The sequence below is a fragment of the Streptomyces sp. PT12 genome (assembly GCF_003311645.1).
Lineage (GTDB): Bacteria > Actinomycetota > Actinomycetes > Streptomycetales > Streptomycetaceae > Streptomyces.
On record NZ_QEST01000081.1, the window covers coordinates 70,476 to 90,049 of the forward strand.

A 19,574-nucleotide genomic window follows, 5' to 3' on the forward strand; every position below is an offset into this window, starting at 1 on the left:
GTCACCGGCGCGCGCGGGGCGCGTTCAGGCCCAGCGGCCCGTGCGGCCCATGAGCAGCGCCGCCGCCGCGGTCCCCGCGGTCGAGGTGCGCAGCACGGTGGGCCCGAGCCGGTAGGGCGTGGCGCCCGCCGCGGTGAACGCCGCCAGCTCGTCGGGGGTCACCCCGCCCTCGGGGCCCACGATCAGCACCAGCTCCCCGGCGTCGGGCAGCGGAGCGGTGGCCAGCGGCGCCGTGGCGCCCTCGTGCAGGACCGCGGCGAACGCCGCCTCCTTGGCCAGCCACTCGGCGACCTCACGGGTGGGCATGGCCGCGGCCACCCGGGGGAAACGCGTCCTGCGCGCCTGCTTGCCCGCCTCGCGCGCCGTCGCGCGCCACTTGGCCAGGGACCTGGCGCCGCGCTCGCCCCGCCACTGGGTGACGCAACGGGCCGCGGACCAGGGGATGATCGCGTCCACGCCCGTCTCGGTCATGGTCTCCACGGCCAGCTCGCCGCGGTCCCCCTTGGGCAGCGCCTGCACGACCGTGATCCAGGGCCGCGGCGGCGGCTCGTGCCAGACCTCGCCGACCTCGACGGTCAGCCGGTCCTTGCCCTCGACGGCCGCGACCGTGCCGAAGGCGCCCGTGCCCTCGCCGTCGGTGAGGACCACGGCCTCGCCGACCCTCAGGCGCCGCACGGAGACCGCGTGACGCCCCTCGGGCCCTTCGAGCAGCAGCGCGGCGCCGCGCCCGACGGCCGTGAGCGAGTCGTGCACAAAGACCGGAGCGGTCGTCATATGACCGCCGCCTAGCGGCCGTTGAAGGCGTCCTTCAGCCGGGAGAACAGCCCCTGCTGCCCCGGCTGGAACTGCCCGAGCGGACGCTCCTCGCCCCTCAGCTTCGCCAGCCGGCGCAGCAGCTCCTCCTGCTCGGGGTCGAGCTTGCCAGGGGTCTGCACCTCGACATGGACGACGAGGTCACCCCGGCCGTTGCTCCGCAGGTGGGAGACGCCGCGGCCGTGCAGCGGTATCGACTGCCCCGACTGCGTGCCGGGCCTGATGTCGACCTCTTCCATGCCGTCGAGCGTTTCGAGCGGCACCTTGGTGCCCAGCGCGGCCGCCGTCATCGGGATCGTGACCGTGCAGTGCAGGTCGTCGCCGCGACGCTGGAAGACCGGGTGCGGCTTCTCGCGGATCTCGACATACAGGTCGCCCGCGGGGCCGCCGCCAGGGCCGACCTCGCCCTCGCCCGCGAGCTGGATGCGCGTGCCGTTGTCCACGCCCGCGGGGATCTTGACCGTCAGCGTGCGGCGCGTGCGGACCCGCCCGTCGCCCGCGCACTCGGGGCACGGGGTCGGCACCACGGTGCCGAAGCCCTGGCACTGCGGGCACGGCCGCGACGTCATGACCTGGCCGAGGAACGAGCGCGTGACCTGCGAGACCTCGCCGCGCCCTCGGCACATGTCGCACGTCTGCGCGGAGGTGCCGGGGGCCGCGCCCTCGCCGTTGCACGTGGTGCAGACGGTGGCCGTGTCGACCTGGATCTCCTTGGTGGTGCCGAACGCCGCCTCGTTGAGGTCGATCTCCAGACGGATCATGGCGTCCTGGCCGCGCCGCGTGCGCGACTTCGGGCCGCGCTGCGACGCGGTGCCGAAGAAGGCGTCCATGATGTCCGAGAAGTTCCCGAAGCCGCCCGCGCCGAAGCCCGCGCCCGCGCCCGCCGACGCGCCGCCCATGGGGTCGCCGCCCAGGTCGTACATCTGCTTCTTCTGCGGGTCGGAGAGCACCTCGTACGCGGTGTTGATCTCCTTGAACCGCTCTTGCGTCTTCGGGTCCGGATTCACGTCCGGGTGGAGCTCCCGCGCGAGCCTGCGAAAGGCCTTCTTGATCTCGTCCTGCGAGGCATCGCGCTGCACGCCCAGGACCGCGTAGTAGTCCGCCGCCACTTAGTTCTCCGCGAGGATCTGTCCGACGTACCGTGCCACTGCGCGCACCGCTCCCATCGTTCCGGGGTAGTCCATGCGGGTCGGTCCGACCACGCCGAGCTTAGCGACCGCCTCGTCCCCTGAACCGTAACCGACTGAGACGACCGATGTGGAGGTGAGCCCCTCATGGGCGTTCTCGTGGCCGATGCGCACGGTCACTCCCGAGTCCTTGGCCTCCCCCAGGAGCTTCAGGAGCACGACCTGCTCCTCGAGCGCCTCGAGCACCGGACGGATGGTGAGGGGGAAGTCGGTCGCGAAGCGGGTCAGATTGGCGGTGCCGCCGATCATGAGCCGCTCCTCCGTCTCCTCCACCAGAGTCTCGAGCAGGGAGGACAGCACCGTCGAGACCGTCCCCCGGTCCTCGGCGTCGAACGAGTCGGGCAGGTCCGCCACGAGCGGCGGCACGTCGGTGAAGCGCTCCCCGACGATCCTGCTGTTCAGCCGGGCGCGGAGATCGGCGAGCGACGTCTCGCCGAACGGCGCGGGGCAGTCCACCACGCGCTGCTCGACGCGGCCCGTGTCCGTGATCAGCACCAGCATGAGGCGGGCCGGGGCCAGGGAGAGCAGCTCCACATGGCGCACCGTGGAACGGCTCAGCGAGGGGTACTGCACGACCGCGACCTGCCGGGTGAGCTGGGCGAGGAGGCGGACCGTGCGGCCCACCACGTCGTCCAGGTCCACGGCGCTCTCCAGGAAGCTCTGGATGGCACGGCGCTCGGGCGTCGACAGGGGCTTGACGTCGGCCAGCTTGTCGACGAACAGCCGATAGCCCTTGTCCGTGGGCACGCGCCCCGCGCTGGTGTGCGGCTGGGCGATGTACCCCTCCTCCTCGAGCGCGGCCATGTCGTTGCGCACGGTCGCGGGGGACACCTGGAGGTTGTGCCGCTCGGTCAACGCCTTGGAGCCGACCGGCTCCTCCGTGCCGACGTAGTCCTGGACGATGGCTCGCAACACCTCGAGCCTGCGTTCACTGAGCATGTCGCACACCTCCCGTCCGGCGGTCACCTGTCTGGCTGCCGTCCTGGCACTCCGCTGGGCTGAGTGCCAAGCCCTGTCCCAGTGTACGGCCGGGTAGCACGGCCAGGGAACGAGCAGCCGGGAGAGATCGGGGAGAACTGGGGGGCACGTTACGGTCGTGGCATGGACACGCGGGACGCAAGGGACATGGGGGACCCCGCGGGCTGGGACGAGCCCGCTCCCGGGGTGCTGCGCCGTCGGCTGCCCGGGTGGGACGAGACGGTCGGGGCGGTCGTGGGCGGCGACGGGGTGCTGCTGGTGGACGCGGGCCCGTCGCGTTCGGCGGCCGCCGCGCTGGCCGAAGGGCTGCGCAGGCGGCTCGGGGCACCCGTGACGCGCCTCGTCCTCACGCACGCGCACTTCGACCACGCGCTGGGCGCGGGCGCGTTCCCCGGGGCCGAACGGTACGCGGCGGCCGGTCTCGCCGCTTCGCTGGCGCGGGGGGCGCGCGCGGCGCTGGCCGCCGACGCCGCGCGCCACGGGGCGGACCGGGCGGCGGCTGAGGCGGACGCGCGCGCCGTTCCCGGGCAGTGGCGTGAGGTACGCGGGGGACTGACGGTGTCGCTCGGGGGCGCGCGGAGCGTGGTGCTGGCGTCCCTCGGCGCCGCGCACTCCCCCGGTGACCTGGCGGTGCTGGTGCCGGGAACGCCGCCCGTGGTGTTCTGCGGCGACCTCGTCGAGGAGTCGGGCGAGCCCCAGGCGGGCGATGACGCGTCGCCCGAACGCTGGCCCGCCGCCCTCGACCGGCTGCTCGCCATCGGCGGCCCCGCCGCGCGGTATGTGCCGGGCCACGGGGCGGTGGTGGACGCGGCGTTCGTCGGGGCCCAACGGGCCGCGCTCGCCCGGCGCTTCGGGATCGGCCGCCCCCGCCCATGATCTGATGGGCGCATGCGCAGCAGACGGTACGGACCGGATCTCGGCGGCCCCGATCTCACGCCGCCATGGAAGCGATCGGCGCCCGCCCCCGAGGTGCCTGCCGAGCCCGACCTGGTGGTCGAGGAGGTCACCACGGGGTTCTGCGGCGCGGTGATCGCGTGCGACAAGGCGACCGTGACGCTGGAGGACCGTTTCGGCGCCCATCGGGTCTTCCCGCTCGAGCCGCGCGGCTTCCTGCTCGAAGGCGGGCCCGTCACGCTGGTCCGCCCCCGGGCGACGCCTCCCGCGGGGCGGGGGCGCCCCACGAGGACGGCCTCCGGGTCGATCGCCGTGCCGGGCGCCCGCGCGCGAGTGGCGCGCGCCGGGCGCATCTATGTGGAGGGGCGCCACGACGCCGAGCTGGTCGAGAAGGTGTGGGGCGACGACCTGCGCGTGGAGGGCGTGGTCGTGGAGTACCTGGCGGGCATCGACGATCTCGGAGCCGTCGTCGCGGAGTTCGGCCCCTCGGCCGACGCCAGGCTCGGGGTGCTGGTGGACCACCTGGTGCCGGGGTCGAAGGAGTGGCGGATCGCCGCGGGGATCGACGACCCGCATGTGCTGGTCGTGGGCCACCCGTTCATCGACATCTGGGCGGCGGTCAAGCCGTCGGCGGTCGGGATCGACGCGTGGCCCGACGTGCCCCGCGGCCAGGACTGGAAGACGGGCGTGTGCCGGGCGCTGGGCTGGCCTGGGCCCACGGGCGCGGCCTGGCAGCGGATCCTGTCGCGGGTGCGCGACTACCGCGACCTCGACCCGGGGCTGCTCGGCCCGGTCGAGCACCTGATCGACCATGTGACGGTCGGCACCTCCGCCTGAGCCGGGCAGCCGCGCCCGGGTGGCGGACAATGGGGGCCATGCCCTCCGCCCTCCCCGAAGGCGAGCCCGTCCCCGACGACGGCGCGCTCCCCGCGTCGGCCCGCTCGGGCGCCGCCGACCGGCCGCTCGCGTTCTATCTGCATGTGCCGTACTGCGCGTCCCGCTGCGGCTACTGCGACTTCAACACCTACACGGCGAGCGAGCTGCGCGGCTCGGGCGGCGTCCTGGCCTCCCGCGAGCGGTACGCCGAGACGCTCGAGCTCGAGGTCAGGCTGGCGCGCAAGGTGCTGGGCGACGACCCGCGCCCGGCGAGCACGGTGTTCGTCGGCGGCGGAACGCCCACGCTGCTGCCGCCCGAGGCGCTGGCGCGGATGCTCGACGCGGTGCGGAGCGAGTTCGGTCTCGCCCCGGGGGCCGAGGTGACCACGGAGGCGAACCCCGACTCCGTCGCCCCCGCGTCCCTCGCGGCGCTGCGCGCGGCGGGCTTCAACCGGATCTCGTTCGGCATGCAGAGCGCGCGCCCCCATGTGCTCGCGCTGCTGGAACGCACCCACACGCCGGGGCGCCCGGAGGCGTGCGTGGCCGAGGCGCGCGCCGCGGGGTTCGACCATGTGAACCTCGACCTGATCTACGGAACGCCCGGCGAGACCGACGACGACTGGCGCGCCTCGCTTGACGCGGCGATCGGCGCGAGCCCCGACCATGTCTCGGCGTACTCGCTGATCGTCGAGGAGGGGACGCGGCTGGCCGCCAGGGTGCGGCGGGGCGAGGTCCCGATGACGGACGAGGACGAGCACGCGGACCGTTACCTGATCGCGGACGAGACGCTGTCGGCGGCGGGCTTCGCCTGGTACGAGGTCTCCAACTGGGCGACGTCACCCGCCGCCCGCTGCCACCACAACGAGCTGTACTGGACGGGCGCCGACTGGTGGGGCGCGGGCCCCGGCGCCCACAGCCATGTGGGCGGCACCCGCTGGTGGAACGCCAAGCACCCCGGCGCCTACGCGGCGGCCCTCGCGGCGGGCCGCTCCCCCGGCGCGGGCCGGGAGGTCCTGACGGCCGAGGACCGCAGGGTGGAGCGGATCCTCCTCGAACTCCGCCTCGCCGAAGGCTGCCCGCTGTCGCTGCTGCGCCCCGCGGGACTCACGGCGGCCAGGCAGGCGGAACGCAACGGCCTCCTCCACCTGACCCCGACCCACGCACGCCTGACCCTGAACGGCCGCCTCGTGGCGGACGCGATCGTCCGCGACCTGGTGGACTGATCCGCCCCTCCGGGAAGCCCCCAACGGGACGGCCCGCGGCCCGCGAAACGGCCTGCGGCCCGCCACGCCACCCAGGTGCGCGTTCCGGGCGCAGCCCGGGGCGCACCGGCGCGCCAACGCCGCCCGCACCTGCACGGTACGGACCCAGGCACACCCCGGTGCCCACCCGCGCGCGAACGCCACGGACCCACGCAGGACAACGAGCGGACGCGCCCCCGCGCGGGCCAACAACCGGCCGCCGCGCAGCAAGAGACCCGGCGCAGCCCGAAACGCACCGGCACCAGCACCGTTGACTCGCCACCGCGCGGTGCGTGTCCGGGCGAAGCCCGGCGCGCAGCAGCGCCGCGGACCCGCGGGCCCGGGCGAAGCCCGGTTGACCCGCCGCGACGGGTCCGGGCGGAGCCCGGGGCGGGTCCGGAGGGCGCCCGTGCGCCTCCGCGGACCGGGGTGGGTGGGCGCGCGGGTGAGGCCCGGCGAGGGCTACTCCGCGAACATCCCCTCGATCAGTGGCTCGAACTCCCGCTCCACCGCGGGCCGCTTGAGCTTCAGGCTCGGCGTCAGGTCACCGTGTTCGACGTCGAGCTCGCGCGGCAACAGCTCGAACTTCTTGATCGTCTGCCACCGCTGCAACCCCGCGTTGAGCGTGTCGACATAGCCCTCGATCAGCCGCCGGGTCCGCTCGTGGGCCACGACCTCCGCGTAACCGCCGGTCAGGCCCTCCTCCTTGGCCCACCCCAGGATCGCCGCCTCGTCCAACGCGATGAGCGCCGCGCAGTACTTGCGGCCCGCGCCGATCACCACCATCGTCGAGGCGTAGGGGCACACCACCTTGAAGCGGCCCTCGATCTCCGTGGGCGCGACATACTTCCCGACCGACGTCTTGAACAGGTCCTTCTTCCGGTCGGTGACCCGCAGATACCCGTCGTCGGACAGCTCCCCGATGTCCCCGGTGTGGAACCAGCCGTCGGGTGCGAGCACCTTCTCCGTCTGCTCGGGCAGCCCGTGATAGCCCTGCATGATGCCGGGCCCGCGCAGCAGGATCTCGCCGTCCTCGGCTATCCGCACCTCGTTGCCGGGGAACGCCTTGCCGACCGTCCCGGTGCGCAGCGCGTCGCTGGGGTTGATGAAGCTGGCCGCGGCCGACTCGGTCAGCCCGTAGCCCTCCAGGATCGGTATCCCCGCGCCCGCGAAGAAGAATCCGATGTCCGGGGTGAGCGCGGCGGAGCCTGAGACGCACGCCCGCATGTTCCCGCCGAACGCCGCCCGCAGCTTCTTGTAGACCAGCCGGTCGGCGACCGCGTGCTTCACCGCGAGCCCGGCGGGCACGGACGCCTTGCCGGTGCGGCGGAAGCTCTCCTGGGAGGCGCGGGCGTGGGCGCGGGCCACGTCGGCGGACCAGTTGAATATTCTGAGCCTCGCCGCCCCGCCCGCCCTGGCCTTGGCCGCGACGCCGTTGTAGACGCGCTCGAAGATGCGCGGCACGCCGCACATGTAGGTGGGCTTGACCGCGGGAAGGTTCTCGATGATCTTGTCGACCCGGCCGTCCACGGCCATCACATGGCCGACCTTGATGTGCCCGGCGAGGAGCACCTTGCCGAAGACGTGCGCGAGCGGCAGCCACAGGTACTGGATGTCGTCCTCGTGCACGACGTTGACGGCCTCGATGGCCAGGGCCATGTAGGACCATGTGTCCTGGCTCAGCCGCACGCCCTTGGGGCTGCCCGTGGTGCCCGACGTGTAGATCAACGTCGCCAGCTGGTCGCTGCCCAGCGCCGCTATCGTGTCGGTGACGCAGTCGGGCTTGGCCTCCAGGTATGCGGCGCCCCGCTCGGCCAACTCGGCCAGCGAGAGCACCCACCCCTCCGGGTCGTCCGCCGCTGGCTCGACCCCGGCCGGGTCGATCACGACGACGTGCGCCAGGCCGGGCAGGTCGCCGCGCTTCTCACGGACCTTGGCAAGCTGCGCGGCGTCCTCGGCTATGAGCACGCGGCTGCCGGAGTCGGCCAGGATGAACGCGGTCTCGTCGGCGTTCGTCTGCGGGTAGACCGTGGTGGTCGCGGCGCCCGCGCACATGATGCCGAAGTCGGCCAGGATCCAGTCGACGCGCGTCGTCGAGGCGATGGCGACGCGCTCCTCGGGGCGTATGCCGAGGCCCATCAGCCCGGCGGCGATGGCGTACACGCGCTGCGCGGCCTGCGCCCACGTGTAGCTGTGCCACGCGTCGGGGCCCCCTTCCGTGGCGACCGGGTAGCGGAACGCCTCCAGGTCGGGGGTCTCCGCCACGCGATCGAGGAGCAGATGCGCCACGGAGGGCGGACGGTCGCTGATCGAGGTGATCGACGGCTGTGTCTCGGTCACGACTTCCTCCGGGGGCCGCACTGCAACGGACGTAACTGCCGGGTAACCCATGGGTGGCGATCAGACTAAGCGCCCGGGCCCCGGCGCGTAAGGGTCTTCCCGCCCGTCATTTCTTGCTCTTCGCCTCGCCACCGTCCGCGTCGGAGGAGAGCGCGGCGATGAACGCCTCCTGAGGCACCTCGACGCGGCCGACCATCTTCATGCGCTTCTTCCCCTCCTTCTGCTTCTCCAGCAGCTTCCGCTTCCGCGAGATGTCGCCGCCGTAGCACTTGGAGAGCACGTCCTTGCGGATCGCCCGCACGGTCTCCCTGGCGATCACCCGGGAGCCGATGGCGGCCTGGATCGGCACCTCGAACTGCTGCCGCGGGATGAGCTCGCGCAGCTTCGCGGCCATCTTGACGCCGTACGCGTACGCCTTGTCCTTGTGCACGATCGCGGAGAACGCGTCCACCTTGTCGCCGTGCAGCAGGATGTCGACCTTGACCAGGGCCGCGGCCTGCTCGCCCGTGGGCTCGTAGTCGAGGGAGGCGTAGCCGCGGGTCTTGGACTTCAGGGCGTCGAAGAAGTCGAAGACGATCTCGGCGAGCGGCAGGGTGTAGCGCAGCTCGACGCGCTCCTCGGAGAGGTAGTCCATACCCTTCATGACGCCGCGCCTGGTCTGGCACAGCTCCATGATCGCGCCGATGTACTCGCTCGGGGCGATCAACGTCGCGCGCACGACCGGCTCGCGCACGTCCGCCACCTTGCCCGCGGGGAACTCGCTGGGGTTGGTGACCGTGTGCTCGGCGCCGTCCTCCATGGTCACGCCGTAGACGACGTTGGGCGCGGTGGCGATCAGGTCGAGGCCGAACTCCCGCTCGAGGCGTTCCCTGATGACCTCCAGGTGCAGCAGGCCGAGGAAGCCCACGCGGAAGCCGAAGCCGAGGGCGGCGGAGGTCTCCGGCTCGTACACCAGGGCCGCGTCGTTGAGCTGGAGCTTCTCCAGGGCGTCGCGCAGCGCGGGGTAGTCGGAGCCGTCGATGGGATAGATCCCCGAGAACACCATCGGCTTGGGGTCCTTGTACCCGCCAAGGGCCTCGGTGGCGCCGCCGCGCTGGAAGGTGACGGTGTCGCCGACCCTGGACTGGCGGACGTCCTTCACTCCGGTGATGAGATAGCCGACCTCGCCCACGGCGAGGCCGTCGGCGGGGGTCATCTCGGGGGAGTTGACGCCGATCTCCAGCAGCTCGTGGGTGGCGCCCGTGGACATCATCGCGATGCGGTCGCGGTGGCCGAGGCGGCCGTCGACGACCTTCACATAGGTGACCACGCCGCGGTAGGCGTCGTAGACCGAGTCGAAGATCATCGCGCGGGCCGGGGCGTCGGCGACGCCGACCGGGGCGGGGACCTGGCGGACCACCTCGTCGAGCAGCGCCTCGACGCCCTCGCCCGTCTTGGCGGAGACGCGCAGCACGTCGCCGGGGTCACAGCCGATGAGGTGCGCGAGCTCGGCCGCGAACTTGTCGGGCTGGGCGGCGGGCAGGTCGATCTTGTTGAGCACGGGGACGATCGTGAGGTCGTTCTCCATCGCCAGGTAGAGGTTGGCGAGGGTCTGGGCCTCGATGCCCTGGGCGGCGTCCACCAGCAGGACGCAGCCCTCGCACGCGGCGAGGGAGCGGGAGACCTCGTAGGTGAAGTCGACGTGCCCCGGGGTGTCGATCATGTTCAGCACATGGGCGGTGTCCCCCGCGGCCCAGGGCATCCTGACCGCCTGGGACTTGATCGTGATGCCCCGCTCGCGCTCGATGTCCATCCGGTCGAGATACTGGGCACGCATCTGGCGCTGTTCGACGACGCCGGTGAGCTGGAGCATCCGGTCGGCAAGGGTCGACTTGCCGTGGTCGATGTGCGCGATGATGCAGAAGTTGCGGATGAGAGCCGGGTCGGTGCGGCTCGGCTCCGGCGCGTTCGATGAGATCGCGGGCACGCGGGATCCTGTCGGGTCATGGCTGTGGGTCGTGTGGTCGCTGTCCATCGTCCCATGCGGACGGGGGGCGCCCCGGATTGGGAGCGCGGGGTCGGCCGCTGGTAGGCTGGCCCACTGTGTCCGGTGAGGGCGCGTTCTTTTTCTCTCCATCTCCACCGAGAAGGCTCACTTCGTGGCGAACATCAAGTCCCAGATCAAGCGCATCAAGACAAACGAGAAGGCCCGCCTGCGGAACCAGGCGATCAAGTCCGAGGTCAAGACGGCGGTGCGCCGGGCGCGCGAGGCCGTGGCCACCGGCGACGCCGAGAAGGCCGAGGCGGCGCGGCGCGAGGCGTCCCGCAAGCTCGACAAGGCCGTGAGCAAGGGCGTTCTGCACAAGAACAACGCCGCCAACAAGAAGTCGGCGCTCGCCCAGCAGGTCAACGCGCTCCAGGGCTGACGCCCGCGCGCCGGTACGGCTCGGCGGCCCCTCTCTCCGCCGCTGCCGGTCGCGACACCGCACCGATCACCGTTCGCCACGCGGGTGCGGTGTCCTTGTGAACGCTTGTCCTTGTGAACGCTGTCCTTGTGAACGTTTCCAGGGCCCCTGGCCACCCCTCGTGGGTGGCCGGGGGCCCTTCCATGTCGCGCGCGTTCCGGGGGAAGTTCCGGAAACGCGAGGGAGCGGCGGCAGTTGAGCGGGTAGATTCGCCGTATGTCGATGCCGGGGGGCTCGAACCCTTATCAGCAGCCGCAGCCGTATGGCGCGCCGCCCGCGTCCTACGGCTATCCGCAGGGGCCCGGCGGGTTCGGGCCGATGGTGCCGCCGGGGCCGCCGCCGCGCGGCGGGGGCCGTTCGGCGGTGTGGGTCGCGGGCTTCGCGGGCGCGCTGCTCGCGTCGGCCGCATGGGGCGGGGTCGTGGTGGCCACGGGGGGTCTCGGCTCGGGCGAGGAGGACGCCGACCTGGCCGGGTACCGGTTCGCGCGGGACATGTGCGAGACGGGCGACATGACCGCGTTCGAGGAGGACTACCAGCCCTACGCGGACAGCGAGCCGCGTCCCCAGTCGGCGCGGAGCGACGATCTCGACCTGAGCAGCTGTGAGTTCTCCCTCGAGCCGCGGGGCGCGGACCCGAGCGGCTACGAGACGGCGTACATGACGTACGAGATCACTTGGCACAAAGCCACCGATCCCGAGGGGGAGTTCGCGGCGGCGGCCGAGTCGTACGACCAGTACAACGAGTTCGACGGGTTCTACGAGTACCGCACCGAGCCCCTGGAGAGCCTGGGCGAGGAGGCGTTCATCGTCTACGGCGACGACGCGTCCACGGGCGAGCTTTCGTGGGTGAGCCTGATGGTGCGGGACGGCTGGTTCGAGTACGGGCTGACGTGGAACGCGTTCCTCACGGAGCCGGACAACGAGCACCTGACCGAGCCCGACCGCGTGCGGGACATGCTCGTCGCGGCGACGGAGGAGACGCTGGCGACGCTCCAGCGGCCCGCGGACGAGGCGGACACCCCGGGGGACTCGGTCTGAGCGGGAGAGATCCGGGCAGCAGAGATCCTGGGCGGAAGAGAGCTGGGCGGGAGCGGGCCGGGCGGAAGAGATCCTGGGCGGAAGAGAGCTGGGCGGGAGTGGGCTCAACGGGAGCGCGCCGAGGCCGCGATCGTCACCACCGCCCGCTCCAGCGCGTACCCGGGGTCGTCGCCCCCGCCCTTGACGGCGGCGTCCGCGGCGGCGACGGCGGTGAGGGCGGTGGCCACGCCGTTCGCCGACCAGCCGCGCATCTGCTGCCGGACGCGGTCGACCTTCCACGGCGGCATGCCCAGCTCGCGCGCCAGGTCGGCGGGGCGCGTCCCGCCGGGGGCCGAGGCCAACTTGCCGATGGCGCGCACCCCTTGGGCGAGGGCGCTGGTGATCAGCACGGGCGCGACGCCGGTGGCCAGCGCCCAGCGCAGCGCCTCGAGGGCGTCGGCGGTGCGGCCCTCGACCGCTCGGTCGGCGACGGTGAAACTGGACGCCTCGGCGCGGCCGGTGTAATACCGCGCGACGACGGCCTCGTCGATCGTGCCGGGCTCGTCCGCGGCGAGTTGGGAGCAGGCCGAGGCCAGCTCGCGCAGGTCGCTGCCGATGGCGTCGACGAGGGCCTGGCAGGCGGCGGGCGTGGCGCTGCGCCCGGCCTGGCGGAACTCCCCGCGCACGAACGCCAGCCGGTCGGCGGGCTTGGTCATCTTCGGGCAGGCGACCTCGCGGGCCCCCGCCTTGCGGGCGGCGTCGAGCAGCCCCTTCCCCCGCGCCCCGCCCGCGTGCACGAGGACCAGGGTGATCTCGTCGGCGGGGGCGGCCACATACGCCTTGACGTCCTTGATCGTGTCCGCGCCCAGGTCCTGGGCGGCGCGGACCACGATGACCTTGCGCTCGGCGAACAGGGACGGGCTGGTCAGCCCGGCGAGCGTGCCGGGCTGGAGCTCGCCTGGGCCGAGGTCGCGCACGTCGGTGTCGGGGTCGGCGGCGCGCGCCGCCGCGACCACCTCGGCGACGGCCCGGTCGAGCAGCAGCTCCTCCTGGCCCACGGCGAGGGTCACGGGGGCGAGCGGGTCGCCCGCACCGGTCGTTCTTGCAGCCATGCGGCCAGCATCCCATGTGCCTGTGACAGTCGGCGGATCGGCAGAATGGCGGGGTGACCCCTGAGCGACACGTTCTGGTGCTGCCCGACCGCGACGCGGCGGACGAGGTGGCGGCCGAGCTGGCCGAGCGGCTCGGGCTGCCCGAGGAGCCACGGCCCGTGCGGGAGGCCCTCGCGGGCGAGGACGACGCGGAAGACGCGCAGTGGCTCGTGGTGCTCGACGCCCCCGAGGGCGGAACGGACGAGGCGGCCTGGCACCCCGAGTCCCTGGCGGCGCTGGCCGAGGCATACGACGGATGGCTCGAACGGGGGCCCTGACTTGGCGGGTTGACCGGGGCCCCGACCGGGCGGGTGGCGTTGTCCTGACCGGGTGGGTGGCGGGAGGCGCGCCCGCGGCGTCCCCCACGACGCGTCTCGCCGCGGCGGGCGGGTCCCCTCACCACGTGACGGCGCACGGCGGCGAGGCGGTCGAGACCATCCATGCCCTGCCCGGGGGCCGGGGGCCGCTCACGCCGCCGTGGTGACGTCGTCGGGCTCGGGGGCGGGGAGTTCGGGGAGGTCACGCAGGCGCGGGACGGGCGAGGGGAGCAGCCACAGGACGCTGAGCACGGCGCCCGCGGTGCCGATCCACAGCCCCGCGTGCAGGCCGATGGAGCTGCCGAGCGCTCCCCCGGCGAGGGCGCCGAGCGGTCGGAAGCCGTGGTTGAGCATGCGGTAGGCGCCGGTGACCCGGGCGCGCATGGCGGAAGGGATGAGGGCGGCCTGGATCGAGCCGCCCGCGATGTCGACGAGCATGACGCCGACGCAGGAGACGAACTCCGCCAGGCACAGCAGCCCGACGACCAGCCACGTCGGCCCCGCGGCCAGCGGGATCAGCATGAGCGGAACGGCGAACGCGACGAGGCCGACCACCGTCGTTCTCCCGATCCCGATTCGGCGCACCACGCCGCCCGTGAGGGCGGCGCCGATCAGCCCGCCGAGGGCGCCGACGCCCAGGACGAGCCCCAACAGGCCGGGGGCCAGGCCCAACTCCTGGGTGGCGTAGAGGACGAAGAGGGTGTGGAAGATGAAATTGAAGAACTGCACCGTCCCCGACGCGGCGAACATCGCCCGCATATACGGGTTGTGCAGCACCCAGCGCAGGCCCTCGGTGAAGTACCCCCTGGTGGGCGTGGCGGCGGGCGGCTCGGCCGGGGAGACCCGGGCCAGGAACCCGGCCGAGAGCAGATAGGTCAGCCCTGTGGCCACCAGGGCGAGCGGCGCGGTGAGCTGCTGGACGAGGATGCCCCCTGCGCTGGGGCCGCCGACGAACGAGACGGCGCGGCTGCCGTTGAGCAGCGACTGCCCCTGCACAAACTGCCCGGTGGGGACAAGCGACACGAACAGCGTCGCGTTGCACACGTCGAACAGCACCGTCAGCACGCCGATCGCAAACGCCACGCAGTAGAGCTGGGCGAGCGTCAGCAGGCCAAGCAGGTGGGCGGCGGGGATCGAGGCGATCAGCAGGGCGCGGCCGACATCGGTGGCGATCATGACGTGGCGCCGCCTGGAGCGCCGGTCGGCCCAGGCGCCCGCGGGGAGCGAGAGCAGCAGGGCGGGCAGCAGCTCCAGGGTCTTGAGCAGGCCCATCTGGGCGGCGTCGGCGTCGAGGACGAGAACGGCCGCGAGCGGGATCGCGATGAGCGATATCTGGTCGCCGGCCAGGGAGATGGACTGGCCCGTCCAGTAACGGCGGAAGCCGCGCTCGGCCAGCAGCGCAGGAACGCGCGCGGCGAGGCGGCTCACCCCGGGGCGCCCGGCGGCTCGTCGCGGTACCTGTAGGCGATCCTGAGGACCTGCACCAACTCGGCGCCCTCCGGCCGCAGTCCCGGATCGTCCGCGCGCGGCCCGTACCGCTCGACCAGCTCCCTGAACCGGTCGCGCAGCTCGGTCAGCTCGGCCGGGGTGAGATAGACGACCGAGTCGCCGAACTCCTCGGCCTCCTGCCACGCGCGCGGCAGCGCGTGCCGGGTCTCGATCGCGCGGGTGATCCGCTCGAACCAGTGCTCCGCGACGACCGTGCTCAACGCCGCCGTCGCCTCGTCCACGGCCGGGTCGTCCGAGTGGTCGGGCCACGAGGTGTAACGGGCCGTGGCGCGCCAGGGCTTCTCGCGCCCGGTCCCGCCATCGGCCTCCTCGACAAGACCGTACTTGGCGAGCATCCGCAGGTGGTAGGAGCAGCTGGCGACCGACTGGCCCAGGAGGTCGGCGGCCTGGGTGGCCGTCAGGGGTCCGCGGATGCGGAGCAGGCCGACCAGCCGCATCCGGGTGGGGTGGGCGTAGGCCCGCAGCGCCTGCACATCGGACAGGTGGACCCGCGAGGGCCCCGAGCCCCGCGAGGGCCGGGGTGGCTCGGGCGGCCGTGAGGGTGGCGTGGCGTCGTCCATGAAGTAAAGCTAGCTTTAGAAAGGGACCTTTAGCAAGCTTTCTTTAGCAAGCCTTCTTTAGATGGATGGGTGGCCCTTCAGTCCTGTGCCGGGACAGCCAGTTGGGCCGAGGCCGCCCTGAACAGGCCGTCCGCCGCCAGTGGGGACCCTGGTCCCCGCCTTCCTGCCCGCACTCGCCGACCAGGAGCCCCGCATCTTCGACTCGTCGTCCGCCGCCCTCGAATCCCTGGCCAGGGGCGAGGTCGCCGTCGCGACCGGCGTCGTCAGCAGCATCCACATCGCCGCGAGCAAGAACGCGCCGGTGAACGTCGTGATCCCCGACGAGGGCATGGCGGCCTACGACTACTTCGTCGGCAAGACGTCGTCGGCGCGCCACAAGGCGGCCGCCGAGCTGTTCGTCGACTGGAACCTGCCACGGCGCGGCGGCGACGTCTTCCGCCAGATCGGGGAGTTCCCTGCCAGGGACGACCTCGCCCCGCCCACCACGCCACGGCTTGCCACGGCGGCGGCCGCCACCCCGTACCGGACCGGCGGTCCGGATGCCGCCCGCGCGAGAGCGGCTGCTCGTGGCGTTCGACGGCGACCTGGTCAGGGAGCCGACGCCCCCCGGACGATCCCGCGCGGGCCGTTTCGCTCCGCGGTCACGGCCAGCGCCCCCTGGGTGTCGGTCCGCAGCACCGTCGCCCCCGCCGACTCCAGGGCGGCGACCGTGCGCGGCGCCGGGTGGCCGTAGAGGTTGTCAGGGCCGCAGGAGATCAGCGCCAGCTCGGGGCTGAGCCGATCGAGGAGCGGGGGGTGCTGACCGGCCGAGCCATGGTGGGCGACCTTCACCACGTCCACCTCCCCGAGGTCCTGGCTCTCGGCCAGCAGCCGCTCCTGGGCCGTCGGCTCCAGGTCCCCCGGCAGCAGCACGGTCAGCGGCCCGGCGCGCACCAGCAGGGTGACGCTTCCGTCGTTGGCCCCGAGGCCCGCGCTCGCCGCGTCGGCGGGCGGCCACAGCACCCGCCAGCTCAGCCCCTCCCCCATCCGGCCGCGCTCGCCCGGCGCCGCGGGCACCACGGGGACCCCCGCCTCCCGCGCCACCCGCTCGACCAGCGCGGCACCCTCCGGGGGGTCGCGCACCGGGGAGACCTGGACGGCCCCCACCGTGCGGCCCCTCAACACCCCGGCGAGACCGCCGACATGGTCGGCGTGGAAGTGGCTCAGCACCACGAGCGGCACATGGCGCACGCCAAGCTCCCGCAGACACCCGTCCACGGCGGCGGGCTCGGGCCCCGCGTCCACCACGAGCGCCGAACCCCCTCCCGCCGCCAGCACCAGGGCGTCGCCCTGCCCGACGTCGCACGCCACCAGCCGCCACCCCGGGGGTGGCCAGCCCGTCAGCAGCCGGGTCAGCGGGGGCGGGCGCAGCAGGGCGAGCAGCACCAGGAGGGCGCAGACCGCGGCGAGCCACGGGCGGCGGGGCACGCGCCGCGCGAGCACGAGCACGCCCGGGGTCACCGCGGCCAGCAGCGCGGCACCCGACCAGCCGCCCGGCCAGGCCAGCTCGGCGCCCGGCAGCCCCGCCCCGGTCCTGGCCACGGCCGCGATCCACCGGGCTGGCCACCCCGCGCACCAGGCCAGTGCCTCCGCGACCGGCATTGCCACCGGGGCAGTCGCCAGGGCGAGCCACCCCAGCACCACGGCGGGCGCGACGACCGGAGCCGCCAGGACGTTGCACGGGATGGCCACCAGGCTGGTGCCCTCGGCGAACACCGTGATCACCGGCGCGCACACCACATGGGCCGCGGCCGCGGCGGCCAGCGCCTCGCTCACCCGCCCCGGCACCCCACGTGCCCGCAGCGCCACGCTCCACCGCGGCGCCACGGTCAGCAGCGCGCCGGTGGCGAGCACCGAGAGCAGGAAGCCGAAGGAGCGGGCCAGCGCCGGGTCGAACAGGATCAGCAGCAGCACCGCCCCTGCCAGCGTCGACAGCAGCGCGCGGCGCCGTCCTGTGGCCAGGGCGAGCAGCGCGATCCCGCCGCACACCGCCGCGCGCAGCACGCTGGGGTCGGGGCGGCACACCAGCACGAAGGCGAGCAGCAGCCCGCCGCCCAGCACGGCGGTGAGGCGCAGCGGTATGCCGAGGCGCGCGGCCAGCCCGCCACGCTCGGCCCGCGCCGCGGTGCCGGGGCTGCCGATCAACAGCGCCAGCACGATGGCCACCTGGCTCCCGCTGACCACCACGAGATGGGTGAGCCCTGTGGCCTCGACGGCCGCGTCAAGATCGGGAGTGATGCCCGAGTCGTCGCCGATGACCAGCGCGGGGAGCAGCGCGCCCGCATCGCCCGGCACCCCAGCCGCGGCCTCCCGCAGCCCGGCCCTCAGCCGCCCCGTGAACCGGTGGTGCGCCCCTGGCCCGCCCGTCACCTCAGGCGCCCCGGCGTCGGGGGCGACCAGCACCGCCGTCAGCTCCCACGCCCGCCCCGGCATCGGCCGCTCGGCGCGGGCCTCTACGCGCAGCCGGGTGGAGGGCAGCAACCGCAGCCACTCCTCGGCACGTGGGGTCTCGGCGACCAGCAGGACCGGCGACTCCACGCGCCGCGCGCCGCCGTCGGGGGTCAGGACGCGGGTGGCCTCGGCCGCCACGAGCACCGGCCGGGGCGCGCCCGCGGGGGCACCGGGCCGCTCCCGCGCCAGCCGGGGATCGCCGGTCAGCGTCACCTCGACAGTGACCCGCCGCCCCGCCAGCGCGTCGAGCGGCCCCGCGGAGACCGCGGCCCGGTGCAGCCCCGCCACCGCCGAACCCGCGGCCGCGGACAGCAGCGCCAGCGCCACGGCCACGAGCAGCGGCCGGGCGCCGCGCCGGGCCGAGGGCACGGCCGCCCCGCACAGCAGCGCGCCCGCCGCGGCGCAGCAGCCGAAGGAGCAGAGCGCGGCGATCCTCGGAGGCACGCCAAGGGCCAGGGCCGCCGCCGCCCACGCGGCGCCCGCGGGGGCCAGCAGCCGCAGGTCGACCGGCCCGGCCTGGCGGGGCGCGGGATCGCCGAGCCGGTGGCCCGAGGCGAGGTGGACGGGATGGCGGGAGCCGCCGCTTGGCGCCTCAGAGGGTGACACGGTCCCTCAGATCCGCGAGCCGCCGCTCGCCGATGCCGGTGACGTCGCCCAGCTCGTCGATGGCGGTGAACGGGCCGTGCGTCTCCCGGTGGGTAACGATGTGGCCCGCCAGCACGGGACCGATGCCGGGAAGGGTCTCAAGCTGCTCGGCCGTCGCGGAGTTGAGGCTGATCAGGCCGCCCTCGGCCCCCGGAGGGCCCGCCGCGGGGCCGGGCGCCACCGGCTCTCCGCCGACCACGATCTGCTCGCCGTCCACCAGGGGCCTGGCGCGATTCAGCCCCTCGGTCGGGGTGCCCGGCTCGCTGCCGCCCGCCGCCTCGATGGCGTCGGCCACGCGCGATCCGGCGGGCAGCGTGTACAGCCCGGGCTCGGCGACCTCGCCCGCCACGTCGATCACGACCTCGCCCGCCGCACCGGCCGAGCCCCCCACGCCGGCCGGGGCAGCCGATCCGCCCGAGCCGACCGCGCCGTCCGGCGCCGCCGAAGGGTCGCCCTCCTCGGCCGCCCGGTCCGACTCGGCGGCCGTCACGCGCTCGGCGACGGCCGCGGCGCGGGGCCGCCCGGTCCAGACGTGGTGCACGGCGAAGGCCAACGCCACGACCAGCACCACCGCGAGGGCCACCAGCGCCCTGGGCTCGATCCCGCAGCGCTCGCCCACGGCGAGCCGTGCCCGCGCCCACCGCGAAAGCCGCGGCGCCTCCTCAGCGGCCGTGGCCTCGGCCGCCACATCGGGCGGTGACTCGGTCGGCGGCACGGGAGGCGGCGCCTCGGGCGGCGGGGTCATGGGGCGCGCCCTCGCCCCCGCCGCGATCGTCAACTCCCCTTGTGCACCGGACCGTTCGCCGGTGAACAGCGCGGCGGCCCGCCCCCGCGCCACCGCCTCGCGCACCGGCCGCCGCCTCGCCGCGCGGTGCCGACCGGGCCCGCCGTCCCCTCGCCCCGCCGATCCACGCCCGACCCCAGCGCCAGCCCCTGCACCAGCCGGCGCACCAGCACCAGCACCAGCACCGATGCCACGCCCATGTCCTCGGATGATCTCCATGCCCCCGACGGTAGGCGCCACCACGGCCCCCGAACGGCCCCCGCCGAAATCTGTGGACAACCACCGCCCTGTGGAAAACCCCGTCCCCCACACGAGCGACCCCACCGAC

Annotated in this window: 16 protein-coding genes and 1 pseudogene; 7 read left to right on the forward strand and 10 right to left on the reverse strand. The window is 74.0% G+C overall.

The genetic code is table 11. The features are described 5' to 3' along the window. Positions 1–24 precede the first annotated feature (24 nt). From DEH69_RS08970 to hrcA, 3 genes are read right to left on the reverse strand one after another with little or no spacing between them, the layout of a single operon-like run. Entirely contained in the window at positions 25–774 is a 750-nt protein-coding gene (locus DEH69_RS08970) for a 16S rRNA (uracil(1498)-N(3))-methyltransferase (RefSeq protein ID WP_113686375.1), read from the reverse strand. Between the two features lie 11 nt (positions 775–785). After that, positions 786–1,922, reverse strand: coding sequence for a molecular chaperone DnaJ (gene dnaJ / locus DEH69_RS08975; RefSeq protein ID WP_113686376.1), 1,137 nt, complete (start codon positions 1,920–1,922; stop codon positions 786–788). Beyond that, positions 1,923–2,939: a heat-inducible transcriptional repressor HrcA gene (gene hrcA / locus DEH69_RS08980; protein ID WP_113686404.1), complete on the reverse strand. Its 1,017-nt coding sequence runs from the start codon at positions 2,937–2,939 to the stop codon at positions 1,923–1,925. Between the two features lie 162 nt (positions 2,940–3,101). Here hrcA and DEH69_RS08985 point away from each other — a divergent pair, with 162 nt between their 5' ends. From DEH69_RS08985 to hemW, 3 genes are read left to right on the forward strand one after another with little or no spacing between them, the layout of a single operon-like run. Continuing rightward, positions 3,102–3,854: an MBL fold metallo-hydrolase gene (locus DEH69_RS08985; protein ID WP_258534543.1), complete on the forward strand. Its 753-nt coding sequence runs from the start codon at positions 3,102–3,104 to the stop codon at positions 3,852–3,854. 12 nt (positions 3,855–3,866) lie between these two features. Then, complete coding sequence (locus DEH69_RS08990) at positions 3,867–4,709, forward strand: DUF3097 domain-containing protein (protein WP_113686377.1); 843 nt, start codon at positions 3,867–3,869, stop codon at positions 4,707–4,709. Positions 4,710–4,747: 38 nt separating this feature from the next. Beyond that, positions 4,748–5,971 carry a radical SAM family heme chaperone HemW gene (hemW, locus tag DEH69_RS08995; protein WP_113686378.1) on the forward strand — a complete coding sequence of 408 codons (1,224 nt, stop codon included), beginning with the start codon at positions 4,748–4,750 and terminating at the stop codon, positions 5,969–5,971. A gap of 480 nt (positions 5,972–6,451) precedes the next feature. On the opposite strand, the gene DEH69_RS09000 is transcribed toward hemW, so the two are convergent. Both DEH69_RS09000 and lepA read right to left on the reverse strand, forming a co-directional pair. Further along, complete coding sequence (locus tag DEH69_RS09000; protein ID WP_113686379.1) at positions 6,452–8,329, reverse strand: long-chain fatty acid--CoA ligase; 1,878 nt, start codon at positions 8,327–8,329, stop codon at positions 6,452–6,454. A gap of 106 nt (positions 8,330–8,435) precedes the next feature. After that, on the reverse strand, positions 8,436–10,295 hold the full coding sequence (gene lepA / locus DEH69_RS09005; RefSeq protein WP_113686380.1) for a translation elongation factor 4: 1,860 nt from the start codon (positions 10,293–10,295) through the stop codon (positions 8,436–8,438). Between the two features lie 172 nt (positions 10,296–10,467). Between lepA and rpsT the strand changes: the two genes are divergently transcribed. Beyond that, positions 10,468–10,734 carry a 30S ribosomal protein S20 gene (rpsT, locus tag DEH69_RS09010; protein WP_113686381.1) on the forward strand — a complete coding sequence of 89 codons (267 nt, stop codon included), beginning with the start codon at positions 10,468–10,470 and terminating at the stop codon, positions 10,732–10,734. A 255-nt stretch (positions 10,735–10,989) separates the two neighbouring features. Continuing rightward, entirely contained in the window at positions 10,990–11,811 is an 822-nt protein-coding gene (locus DEH69_RS09015; protein ID WP_113686382.1) for a hypothetical protein, read from the forward strand. Positions 11,812–11,915: 104 nt separating this feature from the next. Here the strand turns inward: DEH69_RS09015 and holA are convergent, their stop codons facing one another. Beyond that, positions 11,916–12,902 carry a DNA polymerase III subunit delta gene (holA, locus tag DEH69_RS09020; RefSeq protein WP_113686383.1) on the reverse strand — a complete coding sequence of 329 codons (987 nt, stop codon included), beginning with the start codon at positions 12,900–12,902 and terminating at the stop codon, positions 11,916–11,918. Between the two features lie 53 nt (positions 12,903–12,955). Between holA and DEH69_RS09025 the strand changes: the two genes are divergently transcribed. Continuing rightward, positions 12,956–13,219 (forward strand): hypothetical protein, encoded by a 264-nt coding sequence (locus DEH69_RS09025; protein ID WP_113686384.1) that lies wholly within the window; start codon positions 12,956–12,958, stop codon positions 13,217–13,219. Positions 13,220–13,408: 189 nt separating this feature from the next. Here the strand turns inward: DEH69_RS09025 and DEH69_RS09030 are convergent, their stop codons facing one another. Both DEH69_RS09030 and DEH69_RS09035 read right to left on the reverse strand, forming a co-directional pair. Beyond that, entirely contained in the window at positions 13,409–14,686 is a 1,278-nt protein-coding gene (locus tag DEH69_RS09030; RefSeq protein ID WP_113686385.1) for an MFS transporter, read from the reverse strand. Continuing rightward, positions 14,683–15,327, reverse strand: coding sequence for a helix-turn-helix domain-containing protein (locus DEH69_RS09035; protein WP_113686386.1), 645 nt, complete (start codon positions 15,325–15,327; stop codon positions 14,683–14,685). The genes DEH69_RS09030 and DEH69_RS09035 overlap by 4 nt, the downstream gene beginning before the upstream one ends. Positions 15,328–15,466: 139 nt before the next feature. On the opposite strand from DEH69_RS09035, the pseudogene DEH69_RS32505 reads away from it, so the two are divergent. Then, positions 15,467–15,796, forward strand: a pseudogene (locus DEH69_RS32505) (ABC transporter substrate-binding protein); the annotation flags it as partial. A gap of 119 nt (positions 15,797–15,915) precedes the next feature. Here the strand turns inward: DEH69_RS32505 and DEH69_RS09045 are convergent. Both DEH69_RS09045 and DEH69_RS09050 read right to left on the reverse strand, forming a co-directional pair. Beyond that, positions 15,916–18,423 carry a ComEC/Rec2 family competence protein gene (locus tag DEH69_RS09045; RefSeq protein ID WP_113686388.1) on the reverse strand — a complete coding sequence of 836 codons (2,508 nt, stop codon included), beginning with the start codon at positions 18,421–18,423 and terminating at the stop codon, positions 15,916–15,918. Then, positions 18,410–19,312 (reverse strand): ComEA family DNA-binding protein, encoded by a 903-nt coding sequence (locus DEH69_RS09050; RefSeq protein ID WP_258534544.1) that lies wholly within the window; start codon positions 19,310–19,312, stop codon positions 18,410–18,412. The genes DEH69_RS09045 and DEH69_RS09050 overlap by 14 nt, the downstream gene beginning before the upstream one ends. Positions 19,313–19,574 lie beyond the last annotated feature (262 nt).

Coding starts and splice junctions, on each gene's coding strand:
- DEH69_RS08970 (WP_113686375.1), bottom strand. CDS start 774: ATGACGACCGCTCCGGTCTTTGTGCACGACTCGCTCACGGCCGTCGGG.
- hrcA (WP_113686404.1), bottom strand. CDS start 2,939: ATGCTCAGTGAACGCAGGCTCGAGGTGTTGCGAGCCATCGTCCAGGAC.
- DEH69_RS08985 (WP_258534543.1), top strand. CDS start 3,102: ATGGACACGCGGGACGCAAGGGACATGGGGGACCCCGCGGGCTGGGAC.
- DEH69_RS08990 (WP_113686377.1), top strand. CDS start 3,867: ATGCGCAGCAGACGGTACGGACCGGATCTCGGCGGCCCCGATCTCACG.
- hemW (WP_113686378.1), top strand. CDS start 4,748: ATGCCCTCCGCCCTCCCCGAAGGCGAGCCCGTCCCCGACGACGGCGCG.
- DEH69_RS09015 (WP_113686382.1), top strand. CDS start 10,990: ATGTCGATGCCGGGGGGCTCGAACCCTTATCAGCAGCCGCAGCCGTAT.
- holA (WP_113686383.1), bottom strand. CDS start 12,902: ATGGCTGCAAGAACGACCGGTGCGGGCGACCCGCTCGCCCCCGTGACC.
- DEH69_RS09035 (WP_113686386.1), bottom strand. CDS start 15,327: ATGGACGACGCCACGCCACCCTCACGGCCGCCCGAGCCACCCCGGCCC.